This is a genomic window from Clostridium sp. D53t1_180928_C8, assembly GCF_015667795.1.
Taxonomy (GTDB): Bacteria; Bacillota; Clostridia; order Clostridiales; family Clostridiaceae; genus Clostridium.
The window spans coordinates 1-13,512 of the sequence record NZ_JADPEL010000035.1; the positions used below are offsets into that span (position 1 = coordinate 1).

9 protein-coding genes are annotated in these 13,512 nt (G+C 27.4%); 7 read left to right on the plus strand and 2 right to left on the minus strand.

Features of this window, described 5'->3' with window-relative positions:
- Positions 1–204 (minus strand): hypothetical protein (locus I4V51_RS15545; RefSeq protein ID WP_195989352.1); only part of this gene is annotated, 204 nt, incomplete at its 3' end.
- A complete protein-coding gene (locus tag I4V51_RS15550; RefSeq protein WP_195989353.1) occupies positions 201–2,402 on the minus strand; it encodes a helix-turn-helix domain-containing protein in 2,202 nt (733 codons plus the stop codon). The genes I4V51_RS15550 and I4V51_RS15545, both read right to left, overlap by 4 nt.
- 325 nt (positions 2,403–2,727) lie before the next feature.
- Here I4V51_RS15550 and I4V51_RS15555 point away from each other — a divergent pair, with 325 nt between their 5' ends.
- The 7 genes from I4V51_RS15555 (at position 2,728) to I4V51_RS15585 (ending at position 13,464) form a co-directional block, all read left to right on the plus strand.
- Positions 2,728–3,693 carry an ABC transporter permease subunit gene (locus tag I4V51_RS15555; RefSeq protein WP_195989354.1) on the plus strand — a complete coding sequence of 322 codons (966 nt, stop codon included), beginning with the start codon at positions 2,728–2,730 and terminating at the stop codon, positions 3,691–3,693.
- Positions 3,694–3,707: 14 nt separating this feature from the next.
- Entirely contained in the window at positions 3,708–4,616 is a 909-nt protein-coding gene (locus tag I4V51_RS15560) for a carbohydrate ABC transporter permease (protein ID WP_195989355.1), read from the plus strand.
- Between the two features lie 105 nt (positions 4,617–4,721).
- Positions 4,722–6,314 (plus strand): extracellular solute-binding protein, encoded by a 1,593-nt coding sequence (locus tag I4V51_RS15565; protein WP_195989356.1) that lies wholly within the window; start codon positions 4,722–4,724, stop codon positions 6,312–6,314.
- 114 nt (positions 6,315–6,428) lie between these two features.
- Complete coding sequence (locus I4V51_RS15570; protein WP_195989357.1) at positions 6,429–7,916, plus strand: sulfatase; 1,488 nt, start codon at positions 6,429–6,431, stop codon at positions 7,914–7,916.
- A gap of 13 nt (positions 7,917–7,929) precedes the next feature.
- Complete coding sequence (locus I4V51_RS15575) at positions 7,930–9,327, plus strand: sulfatase (RefSeq protein ID WP_195989358.1); 1,398 nt, start codon at positions 7,930–7,932, stop codon at positions 9,325–9,327.
- A 1-nt stretch (position 9,328) separates the two neighbouring features.
- Positions 9,329–11,542: a glycoside hydrolase family 2 TIM barrel-domain containing protein gene (locus tag I4V51_RS15580; RefSeq protein WP_195989359.1), complete on the plus strand. Its 2,214-nt coding sequence runs from the start codon at positions 9,329–9,331 to the stop codon at positions 11,540–11,542.
- Between the two features lie 23 nt (positions 11,543–11,565).
- Entirely contained in the window at positions 11,566–13,464 is a 1,899-nt protein-coding gene (locus I4V51_RS15585) for a beta-N-acetylhexosaminidase (protein WP_195989360.1), read from the plus strand.
- Positions 13,465–13,512: the final 48 nt, after the last annotated feature.

Genomic DNA, 13,512 nt, shown 5'->3' on the forward strand with positions numbered 1-13,512 from the left:
TTCTAATGCATCTTTATAATTATTTTTATTAAAATATATATTACCTATAAATGCTAATATTAAAGCTTTATTTTTAAATATTTTATAAACTAGATAAGTTAGTAGTATAGGTATGCCTACTAAATAGTTTTTTGCAAAAAACAATGATTGAATTAGTATAAATATAATTAAAATTTCAACTAATAATATAATTAATTTTTTCATGACTTGTCCTCCTTTAAATTATTCTTTTTGAACTCGCCAGGTGTCATAGAGGTAACTTGTTTAAAACGTCTAATAAAACTAGAAACATTAGAATATCCCATTTGGTCAGCAATATCTCTTAGGGTTAGGTTAGAATTTATTAATAACTCTTTAGATTTATTAATTTTTAAATTTGTTATATAATCTAATATTGTTATACCTGTTTTATCTTTAAAGTACTGACTTAAGTATGATAGTGACACATCAAAGTTATCTGAAACTAGTTGTAAAGAGAATGAATAGTCGGTATAATTCTCTAAAATATATTCCTTTATTTTTTCCACTGCTAATTTTGGCGCTTTAAAATTCTTTTTATTTTTTATTATAACTAATAATTCAGAGGATATTTCTTTAAATACATCGGTTAGCTCATCTAAGGATTTAATTTGATATAAAGTTAATAAATCAATATTAGGATAATTAAAAGCATGTTTATTTTTGTCTATATAGTTGTTATACATAATGATTAATTCAAAATAAACACTTCTTACTAGTTTAAATGGTAACTTTTCTTTTTGTAATTCCGATAATAATAAACAAATTTTTATAGATGCTTCATCAAATTTATTATTGTTAATAAGTAGATTAACATCTTTTAGTATTTCATCATACTTATTAATAAAACTTTTAATTAATTGATTATTATCAATATTTTTAAAAACTTCTAGATTAGTTCGTGAGTCAATATAGGATTTGGCTAGTAGGTTTATATCTTCCTGAACTGATCCAATTGACATAATAATATCTTTATCTAAAGATTGTCTTTTATTTAGATTTATTGTTGGATTACTAAGTCCAACCAAAAATACACTTAATTCATTAACAAAATTAGTTACTAAAAACTCATAGTCAATACTAAAATTTTGTATATTATATTTTGATATTGTATCTGCTAAAGAGGTAATATTGATATTTGTCGAGCTTCTATTTCTTATTAATATTATTGCATGATATTTAGATGTAAATTTTAATCCAAGCTCAGAAGATTCTTTCAAAAATCTATTTGAGTCAGAAACTGTTCCATTAATAAGTTCATTTAACTTTAAACTTTGCATTAATGGTATATTTTTGCTAAGTTCATATTCTAGTTCTGTATTTTTTTCTCTTAGAGAATAAAGTGTATTCTCAATTAAATCAAATTCATTATACTCATTGTACTCAGAATCATTAGTGTTTTCTATATTCATTTTTTTAGATAGCTCTTTTAAATGATTTATTGGTTTATAATTGAACTTAAGTGAAATGGTAATGGCGATACTACCTAATATAAAGGCTAATATAATTGTTATTATTAATAATTTAGTTACATGTGATAATTCCGCAAATAAATTATTATATGGAGTCACACAAGAAAAGTATAGGTTTACATTAGGGAGTTTAGTTAAAAAAACATTATTATTATTAATAGTATAAGTAAATGTTTCTTCTTTTTTAAAGTTATTTTCAATAGATAAAATATAATCAGTTATTTTATCTTTATATTCAGAAATATTTGAATTTGATAGATTAGTAATATTATAGTTATTATCTATAATTAGTGAATATCTATCTGAACCACTTGAATTAACAATAGAATTTATAGTTTTCATATTTATAGAAAATAGTATAGAACCTACAATATCATTATTAAATATATAAGGAATAGCATAATATAAAAGATTTTTTTCATTATTTTTTATAAAAGTTGGTTCTTTGATTGAAGTTAATACTTCTGTAAGTTCAGAATGTATACTTCCAGTAGTGTCAATTTGTTTGTAAAAATTTTTTAATGTGTATGAGCTTGTATCTGAGAATACATAATCATCATCAAAAAAATGTATAAAAATTTTATCAAAGAAGTTATTAATAGCAGTATATTTATTTAATACAGAAATAGTTCTCATACTTTCTGTTACGTCATCAGTAAATTTAAAAGGCAATATATTATCCTTTGAAACCAAATTTTCAGAGATTTTTATACAGTCAGAAATATTATTCTCTAAAAGATAACTAGAGTATTTTAAAGCTGCTTTATCTCTACTCTGTATTTCATTTTCTAAAATACTAAATACTGTTTTAGATAGTATAAGAGTTATTGTAAGAATTGGTATAAGTAATATTGCTAAATATGATATAAGAAATCTAGTATATGATTTGTTTTTAAATTTTTCTATTCTCATAAAATTCTCTCCTAAAAAAAAGTTTATAAATTTCAGCTTGTAAAAATAATTTTAAAGGATATATATGGAAAATACAATATGTAATTTTTATCTACAACTAAAAAAACGTTTATATTAGATAAAGAAGTTCACATTATTAGGGCGTTATACAAAAAATGTGCAGAAATATTGATTATATATCTAAAAACGATTACATGTTATAAATAGATTATGGCTAGCTTAGAAGATTAAAAAAATTAAAAATTTAAAATTAAATAAGGAGTGATAAGTAAATCAAAATTATACTTTTTATTAGTATTAAATTTATTGGAAAAGAGGGAGTAGAATGCAAATAGGTGTTACTAGAAGAAAAACTAACTTAGATAATCAAATAAAAGTTAAAAAGAAAAAGTTTTTTTTAAAAGATATACTTAAATGTTGGCAATTATATGTTTTATTAATTCCTACATTGATATATTTTATAGTATTTTGTTATGGTCCAATGTATGGTGTGCAGTTAGCATTTAAAGATTTTAATGCTATTGATGGAATAACAGGAAGTCCATGGGTTGGATTTGAACATTTCAGAAGGTTATTTACTTCATACAAATTTAAAGAATTATTATGGAATACTATTTCATTAAGTTTTTATCAACTATTAGTAAGTTTTCCGTTTCCTATTATATTAGCTTTAGCTTTAAATCAAGTTAAACATGCTAAATTTAAAAAATTAGTACAAACAGTAACATATGCACCACATTTTATATCAATTGTTATTATGGTTGGAATGCTTAACATATTCTTCTCAACTAATGGAGGTTTAGTAAATGAAATAATAAAAATTTTTGGAGGAGAATCAATATACTTTTTAGGTAAAGAAGAATATTTTCAAAATATGTATGTATGGTCTGGTGTATGGCAAAGTGTTGGATGGGGAGCAATAATTTATTTAGCCGCATTATCTGGTGTTAGCCCAGAGTTACATGAAGCTGCGGTTGTTGAAGGAGCAAATAAGTTACAAAGAATTTGGCATATTGATATTCCAACAATATTACCAACAATAGTAACAATGTTAATTTTAAATTGCGGACAAGTTATGAGTATAGGTTTTGAAAAAGCTTTTTTAATGCAAAACTCGCTAAATATAGGATTGTCAGAGATAATTCCAACATATGTATACAAAATGGGTTTAATTAATGCTCAGTATGGGTTTTCTACAGCAGTAGGATTATTTAATTCAGTAATAAATTGTACTTTATTAATAATAGTAAATAAAATTTCTAAAAAAATGGGACAATCAGGTTTATGGTAGAAAGGAGTAAGAGCATGAAATTAAAGTTGTTTAGTAATGAGTTTAGAAAACAATCTAAAGCTGATAAGACGTTTGATATTATAAATTATACTTGTCTAGTTTTAATATTACTTTTAGTAATATATCCATTATATTTTATAGTAATTGCATCAATAAGTGATCCAGCAGCGGTTTCAAGAGGAGAAGTATGGTTAATACCAAAGGGACTTAACTTAGATGGATATCAAGCTATATTTAAAAATAAAGACATATGGTCTGGATATGGAAATTCATTAAAGTATACAATTATAGGTACAGCCGTTAATATAGGGCTTACTATACCAGCAGCCTTTGCTTTATCTAGAAATGAACTTTGTGGAAGAAAATTTATAATGGCTTTAATAACATTTACTATGTTTTTTGGAGGAGGATTAATTCCTACTTATTTATTAGTAGATAAGTTAGGAATTAATAATACGATGTGGGCTTTAATATTACCTGGAGCAGTAAGTGTATTTAATTTAATAGTATCTAGAACATTTTTTGTTCAAAGCATTCCAGAGGAGCTGTTTGAAGCAAGTAAGGTAGATGGATGTTCATATTTTGGATTTTTCTTTAAAATAGTTCTTCCTTTATCAAAGCCAATAATTGCAGTTATGGTATTAATGTATGCAGTTGCACATTGGAATTCATATTTTAATGCATTAATTTATATAAGAGACAGGGCGTTATATCCATTACAAGTAATTTTAAGGGAGTTATTAATTCAACAAGAAGCAGCTGGTATGGCTCAAGATGCTATTACTTTAGCAGAACAACAAAAATTAGCAGACATGCTTAAGTATGGAGTAATAATAGTTTCTTCACTACCTGTTCTATGTATTTATCCATTTGTACAAAAACACTTTGTACAAGGTATGATGATAGGTTCAGTTAAAGGCTAAAGTTAATTTGAATAATAAATGAAAATTATAAGAAATAAATAATAGAAAATAAGTAAATTAAAATTTACTTTAAAATATATATTGAATAAAAGCGGAGGAGAATTTATGAAAAAAAGAAAATTAAAATTAATAATGTTAGCAGGGCTAGTAATGACTATAGGAATAGGAACATTAGTAGGATGTTCAAATAGCAATACAACATCAAAAAATAATGGAATAGGTTTAGAAAATTTTAATGAAAAAGGAATGCCTATAGTGAATGAACCGATAGAAATTACAGCTTTAACTCAAGTTGATCCTTTGAGTAAGGATTATAATGAAATGAATATTCTAAAGAAATTTGATGATGGTACTAATGTCGATGTGCAATATGAATGCGTTGCAGGAAATGTTTGGGATGAAAAAAAGAACTTAACATTAGCTTCAGGAAAATTACCAGATATTTTCTTAGGCGGAGGAATATCAGATAGTGACATTGTTAAATATGGAAGTATGGGAATGTTTGTAGCCTTAGAAGATTATATTGATAAATATGCACCAAATATAAAAAAGGTATTTGAAGAAAATCCTGAAATCAAAAGCCAAGTTACTGCAGCTGATGGACATATATATACTTTACCATATATAAATGGATATAAGGCTGAGTCAGTAGTAAATCACTTATTTATAAATAAAACATGGTTAGATAATTTAGGACTGGAAGTACCCAAAACTACTGATGAATATACTGAAGTATTAAAAGCATTTAAAGAGAAGGATGCAAATGGAAATGGTGATATTAGTGATGAAGTTCCATTAAGTTTTGTTGCTGGTAATGTATATAATGGTGATTATTCATTAAGTGGATCATTTGGTATTTTTGATGGAAAAGAGCACATTATGATTAAAGATGATAAAGTTATATTTGCACCTATAGAAGAAGGTTATAAAGAATATTTAAAATGGGCAAATGGCTTATATAAAGATGGATTGTTAGATAATGAAATATTTACACAAGAATATAGTATGTATGTGGGAAAGGGTAAGGATAAAACTTTAGGGTCATTTATTTCATTTACAGCAATACCAACTGTTGGATTAGAAAATGCAGATGAATATATAGCATTAGATCCTCTAGTAGGACCAACAGGGAATCAACTATGGGGTGAATATCCAAAAGAAAATATGGGAAATAGGTTTGTTATAACAAATGCTAATAAGAATATAGAAGCTACTATAAGATGGGTAGATCAATTCTTTAATCAGGAAGATGACAAAGCTATAGAAGTTCATATTGGAGAAGTTGGAGTTATTAATGAAAAAGTAGATGGTAAATTTAGTATAATAAACGATGATAATACTGCTAAGTGGGAAAATTGCCCAGGACCATATGCTCCAGGTATTGTATCTAATAAAGCATATGATGAACAAATGATTTTATCTAAAACACAAATAATGAAAAATGATTTATATAAGCAATATAAACCTTTCTTAGCTGAAAAATTACCAATATTAAGTTTTACTAAAGAGGAATTAGAATCTATTGCTGTAATGAATACTGATATAAGTAATTTTGTAGATGAAATGAAAGCTAAATGGATCACTGGACAAGCTGATATAGATAAAGATTGGGATAGTTATGTAGATAGGTTATATAAAATGAGGCTGGAAGATTATGTAAATATTTATAAAGATGCATATGAAAGATATAAAAAATAAGTTTTAATATATTTTTTATAATTATTTAATATATCAACATTGTAAAGGTTATAGTGTTCTATAACCTTTAGAAAAAATATTAATAATAAAATTAGGAAAGTTTAGGTGATATAAATGAGAATATTAATGTTAGATTTAGATACGCTAAGACCGGACCATTTAGGATGTTATGGTTATCATAGAAATACATCTCCCAATATAGATAATATTGCAAAAGAAAGTGTAGTTTTTAATAATTATTATTGTTCTGATGCTCCTTGTCTTCCATCAAGAGCTGCTTTAATGTCAGGAAGGTTTGGTATTCACACTGGTGTAGTAAATCATGGAGGAACTGCTGCAGATTTTAGATTAGTAGGAGAAAAGAGAGGATTTAAAGATAAATTAGCACAAGAAAGTTTACCTGCTTTTTTAAGAAAGGAAGGGTTCCATACAGCTACAATAAGTCCATTTGCTGAAAGGCATAGTGCTTGGTGGTTTAATGCTGGATTTAATGAAGTATATAATACGGGAAAATCAGGTCATGAATCAGCAGAAGAGGTTACCCCTGTAGTTATGAAGTGGCTTCAAGATAATGCAGATAAAGACAATTGGTTCTTACACATAAATTATTGGGATCCACATACCCCATATAGAGCTCCAGAGGAGTTTGGAAATCCTTTCAAGGATGAATCATATGCTCCTTGGATAACAAAAGAGATATTTCTCGATCATAGAAAAAATAAAATAGGACCGCATGGACCACAAGAAATAAATATGTTTGATAATCACGATTATCCTCAGCATCCAAGATATAAAACAGAATTAAAGGAATTTGAAGATATTAGAGATTGTTTTGATGGATATGATTGTGGAATTAGATATATGGATAGTCATATAGGTAGATTAATAGAATTATTAAAAAGCAAAGGGATATATGAAGATATGGCTATAATAGTTACTTCAGACCATGGAGAAGCTATGGGAGAGTTTGGAATATATGGAGAGCATTCTGTTGCAGATTATACAACAGCTAGAATACCAATGATAATAAAATGGCCAGGTGGACTAAATAATCATTATGATAATGGGTTACATTACAATTTAGATTTAGCACCTACATTTGCTGAATTATTTAACAAAGAAAAGAGTGATTATTGGGATGGACAAAGCTATGCAAGTACTTTAATTCATGGTGAAGATAAAGGAAGAGAATCATTAGTTTTATCACAATGTGCTCATGTATGCCAAAGGTCAGTTAGATTTGGAGATTATTTATACATGAGAACATATCATGATGGATATCACTTATTCCCAAAAGAAATGTTGTTTAATGTGAAAGAGGATCCACATGAATTAAATAACATTGCGGAAAAGAGAAAAGATTTATGTATACAAGGTTCATATTATCTTCAAAATTGGCATGATGATATGATGAGTAGCAGTGAATATGATATTGATCCATTATGGACAGTAATGAGAGAGGGTGGTCCACTTCATGCCCGTGGATATTTAAAAGAGTATTGTAAAAGACTAGAAAATACAGGAAGAGGATGGGCAGTTGAAGAGTTAAAGAGGAGACATCCTAGAGAGTTCAATGATAGATCAATAGAAAGATTAGATTAATGGGGGAATAGTTATGTCTAATAGACCTAATATATTATTTATCCTTATTGATGATATGGGGTGGAGAGACTTAGGATGCTATGGTAGCAGATATTATGAAACACCAAATTTAGATAAATTATCGAAAGAAGGACTTAGATTTACAAATGCTTATGCAGCAAGTCCAGTTTGTTCTCCTTCAAGAGCTAGTTTTTTGACAGGAAGATATCCAGCAAGAGTACAAGTTACTGATTGGATAGGAGCACATACTAAAGGAAAATTAATAGATGCAGATTATTTAAGACATTTACCGTTAGAAGAAATAACAATAGCTAAATCTTTGAAAAATGAAGGATATTCAACATGGCATGTAGGAAAATGGCATTTAGGTACTAATGAGTATTATCCTGAGAATCATGGATTTGATATAAATATTGGTGGATGTCATTTGGGTCATCCTAAAAATGGATATTTTAGCCCTTATAAAATTGAAAACCTTGAGGATGGGGAACCAGGCGAGTACTTGACAGATAGATTAACTGATGAAGCAATTACTCTTATAAAGGACAGAGATATTAATAAGCCATTTTTCTTAAATTTATGGCATTATGCTGTGCATACACCAATAGATGCTAAAGAAGAAGATATTTTATATTTTAAGGAAAAGGCTAAAAGGCTAGGGATAGATAAAGTAAAGTCATTGATAGAAGGAGAGTATTTTCCTTGTGAACATAAAAAGGATATGAGAGTTACAAGAAGAATAATTCAATCTTCACCTGAGTATGCAGCTATGATATACAATTTAGATTACAATATTGGAAAAGTAGTTAATGCATTAGAAGAAGAGGGAATATTAAAGGATACACTTATAGTATTTACTTCTGATAATGGAGGATTAGCAACAGCTGAAACATCACCTACTTGTAACTACCCTTTAAGTGAAGGAAAGGGATGGGCATATGAAGGTGGCGTTAGAGAGCCATTAATTGTGTATTGGAAAGATAAAGTTAAGAAAAATTCAGTATCAAATAGAGTCATAACTAGCACCGATTTTTATCCTACATTTTTAGAGGCTGCAAATGTAGAGAAAAAAACAAGTCAAAAGATTGATGGAGAAAGTTTTTATGAAGTTCTAATTGGAGAAGATGAAGAAAGAGAAACTCCAATATTCTGGCACTACCCTCATTATGGTAATCAAGGTGGTACACCTTATTCAGCAATGAGAAAAGGAAAGTATAAATTAATATATTTTTATGAAACTGAAAGATGTCATTTATATGATTTAGAAAGTGATATAAGTGAAGAAAATGATATAAGTGATTGTAATAGTGAAATAGTAAATGAATTATTTGCAGATTTAAAAAATTGGTTGGAAGATGTAGAAGGTAAAATACCACAGAGGAATTATGAGAATATGGAGGTGACGAGTTAATATGATTTCGAATCATAAAAAGATAATAAATAATAAATGGTTATATAGCGAGGATATTAATAAGGATTTTATAACTATAAATTTACCACATACTAATAAAGAAGTTCCTTATAATTATTTTGATGAAAAATCATATCAATTTATTTCATATTACAAAAAGTACATCAAAGTTGAAGATAATGGTAAAAGAATCTTTTTAAACTTTGAAGGTGTTATGACTGCTTTTAAGTTATATATAAATGGAAATGAAGTAGGAGAATATAAAGGGGGGTATATCCCCCACTTTATTGAGATAACATCTTATATTGATTTCAATAAAGAAAATGAAATATTAGTAGAAGTAGATTCAACAGAAAGAGAAGATATACCACCTTTTGGAGGAGTAATTGATTACTTAACTTTTGGTGGGATATACAGAGATGTTTCATTATATGAGTTAAATAATTGTTATATAGAAAATATTCTATATAAATATGAAGTTAGTAACATTAAAGATGGAATTGGTAATGTAAAAGTATCTCCTAAAGTTCTAATTAATAATAAATTAGGAAAAGGAAAATATGAATTAAGTTTTACTATAAATAATGTTAAAAAAAATATTTCTATTGATATTTTGGATGATGACAATTGGTATGAAATAGAGAGCTTTGATATAGGAGAGGTAAATTTATGGTCAATTGAAGAACCTAACTTATATATAGCTAACTGTAAATTAATAAAAGAAAATGAATCATTAGATGAAAATAATATTTCACTAGGATTTAGAGAGTTAATAATTGAGAATAATGGATTATTTATAAATGGAGAAAAAGTTAAGGTTTTTGGATTAAATAGACATCAGTCATACCCTTATGTTGGATATGCAATGCCAAAGAGAGTCCAAGAAAAGGATGTAGATATATTAAAAGATGAATTAGCTTTAAATTTAGTTAGAACATCACACTATCCACAATCACCTTATTTCTTAAATAAATGTGATGAAAAAGGGTTATTAGTATTTGAAGAAATACCTGGATGGCAATTTGTAAGTGATAGAAAAGACTGGAGAGAACAAGTTTTAAGAGATGTTGAAGGAATGATTTTAAGGGACTATAATCACCCATCAATAATTACTTGGGGTGTAAGAATTAATGAGTCTTTTGATGATCATGAATTATATACAGCAACTAATGCATTAGCTAGAACAATAGATAGTACTAGAAAAACATCAGGAGTACGATTCATTGAGAAAAGTGAGCTTCTTGAAGATATATACACAATGAATGATTTTATACATTGGGGTGGAGAAATAGTTTTAAGAACTAGAGAAGATGTTACTGGATTAAAAGAAGAGGTACCATATTTAATAACAGAGTTCTGTGGTCATATTTATCCAACAAAAAAGTTTGATCAAGAAAAAAGATTAATTGAACATACATTAAGGCATGGAAGAGTTATAAGTAAAGCTAGAACTTCTGATGAATATCTTGGTGCAATAGGATGGTGTGCATTTGATTATAATACACATTATGATTTTGGTTCAGGAGATAGAATTTGTTATCATGGTGTAATGGATATGTTTAGAACTCCTAAAATGGCTGCAAGCATATATAAGAGTCAACAAGCTCAAGAAAAGGGAGCTGTACTTGAACCTTTAACTTATTGGGCTAGAGGTGAAAGAAATAGAGGAATAGTATTCCCTGTATATGTTTGTACAAACTGTGATGAAATAGAATTAAGATTTAATGAAAAGGTTATTGGAAAGTTTAACAGAAATGAAAATACTGTTGAGGACAATCTAAAGGCTCTTAAATATCCACCAATAAAGGTTGATGGAAATGGTGGAGAATGGGGAGCAGCATGGACTGGTGCTGAATTTATAGGATACATAAATGGAAAATCTGTTATTAAAAAGAGATTTTGTGTAAACCCTATAGTAAGTGATTTAAATGTTTCAATAGATGATAGTGAATTAAATGGAAATGAATATGATGCTACAAGGGTAGTAGTAAAAGCTGTTGATGAAGAAGGAAATATTTTACCGTATGTAACAGGAGTAATACATGTAGAATGTGAGGGTGATATTAAGGTTATAGGACCTAATAATATTTCTTTAATTGGAGGCAGTATAGCTTTTTGGATTAAAACTTTAGGTGAATTCAAAGAGTGTGATGCAAAAATAAAAATAAGCAGTACTTTTAACATTAGTAAAGAATTATCTATAAAAATAAAATAATTAATATTAATGAGGTGGATATTATGAAGCTTAACTTAATAGGAGTATCAGAAGATATATTAAGAGTAGTTGATGAATTAAATAAGGTTATTTGCATAAAATTATCAGATGAAGGTGAAAGTGTAAATGTAAGCACTTTAGATGATAAATGTGAAAATGTTATAGAAATTAAAAGAGGAAATGAAAATTATATAAAATATAAAGAAAAGCATCATTTCTTTAGAGCTATAGGATTATATATACAGTTATCTAAAAATGGTACATGTAGTTTTGAAAGAAATGAAAAAGAATATATAGAATCAGTTGGAACTATGATAGATGCATCAAGAAATGCTGTATATAAAGTTGAGGAAGTTAAGAAGATATTAATTAATATGAGCTTAATGGGGCAAAATAGATGCATGCTTTATACTGAGGATACTTATGAAGTTGATGGATATAAGTATTTTGGATATTTAAGAGGAAAATATACAAAAGAAGAATTAAGAGAAATAGATGATTTTGCATATTCATTAGGTATTGAAGTAATTCCATGTATTCAAACATTAGCACATTTAAAGCAAACATTAAGATGGGATTATGGAAATGATATTAAGGATACGCAAGATGTACTTTTAATAGGTGAAGAAAAAACATATGATTTTATTGAAGCTATGATATCTTCAGTAAGAAGTGTATTTAGAAGTAAGAATATTCATATAGGAATGGATGAAGCTTTTGATTTAGGAAGAGGAGAATATTTAACTAGAAATGGACATGTTTCTCATAAAGAGCTAATGATAAAGCATTTAGCTAAAGTATGTGAAATAACTAGAAAATATGATTTTAATCCAATGATATGGGATGATATGTTCTTAAGATCTGGAGCACCTAATGGTGGATATTATGATGTTAATGCTGTTATTACAAAAGATATAGCAGATAATATTCCAGAAGAAGTTTCTTTAGTATATTGGGATTACTATACTGATGATGAAGAAAAATACAGTAAACTTTTAGATATAAGAAAAGCATTTAACAATAAAATAGTTTTTGCTGGAGGATGTTGGAGATGGGAAGGTTATTCACCAACATATTCTAGAACATTTATTACTACAAATGCAGCTTTAAGCCAATGTAAAAAGAAAGGTATAAAAGAAGTCTTTGCTACAGCTTGGGGAGATGATGGTTCAGAAACTCCAATTAATGCAATAATGTTAGGATTAATTCTTTTTGGGGAACATGGATATTGCGAAGAAGTAGATGATAACTGGCTAAATGAAAGATGTGAATTCTTAACTGGTTTATCTATGGATGATTTTACTTCTTTAGAAGAGTTAGATTTAATACCAACAGTTAAAAAGCCAAATGTTCTTTCATTAAATCCTTCAAAATATTTAATGTTCCAAGATATATTACTTGGAGCTTTTGATAAGCATATTGAAGGATTAAACTTAAAGGAACATTATGAGGGGTTGTCAAAAAAATATACAACTATAGCAAAAAAAACTGAAGTTTATAAGGATATGTATAATATGTATGCTAATTTAAGTCAATATTTATCTATAAAATCAGAAATTGGATTAGATATAACAAAGGCTTATTTATCAGATAATAAGGTACAATTAAAAAATATAGTTGAAGTAGTTCTTCCACAATTAAAGGAAAGCTTAATTGTATTCCATGATAGTCTTAGAAAGTTATGGTATAACGAATGTAAAGGTCAAGGTTTTGAAGTTACAGATATAAGATTAGGTGGAGTAATGGAAAGAATAAAGTCAACAACTTATAGATTAAATCAATATTTAAATAATGAAATAAATAAAATAGAAGAATTAGAAGAAGAGAGATTATATTTTTCTGAAAACATATCAGATGAGTGTAAGCAACTAAGTTTTAATCAATATCAAAGAATTGCAACACAAAGTATATTAAGCTGGTAATTTAAATATATTATTTCTATTTATATTATATGGTGGCTATAAGTTAGA

Coding starts and splice junctions, on each gene's coding strand:
- I4V51_RS15550 (WP_195989353.1), bottom strand. CDS start 2,402: ATGAGAATAGAAAAATTTAAAAACAAATCATATACTAGATTTCTTATA.
- I4V51_RS15555 (WP_195989354.1), top strand. CDS start 2,728: ATGCAAATAGGTGTTACTAGAAGAAAAACTAACTTAGATAATCAAATA.
- I4V51_RS15560 (WP_195989355.1), top strand. CDS start 3,708: ATGAAATTAAAGTTGTTTAGTAATGAGTTTAGAAAACAATCTAAAGCT.
- I4V51_RS15565 (WP_195989356.1), top strand. CDS start 4,722: ATGAAAAAAAGAAAATTAAAATTAATAATGTTAGCAGGGCTAGTAATG.
- I4V51_RS15570 (WP_195989357.1), top strand. CDS start 6,429: ATGAGAATATTAATGTTAGATTTAGATACGCTAAGACCGGACCATTTA.
- I4V51_RS15575 (WP_195989358.1), top strand. CDS start 7,930: ATGTCTAATAGACCTAATATATTATTTATCCTTATTGATGATATGGGG.
- I4V51_RS15580 (WP_195989359.1), top strand. CDS start 9,329: ATGATTTCGAATCATAAAAAGATAATAAATAATAAATGGTTATATAGC.
- I4V51_RS15585 (WP_195989360.1), top strand. CDS start 11,566: ATGAAGCTTAACTTAATAGGAGTATCAGAAGATATATTAAGAGTAGTT.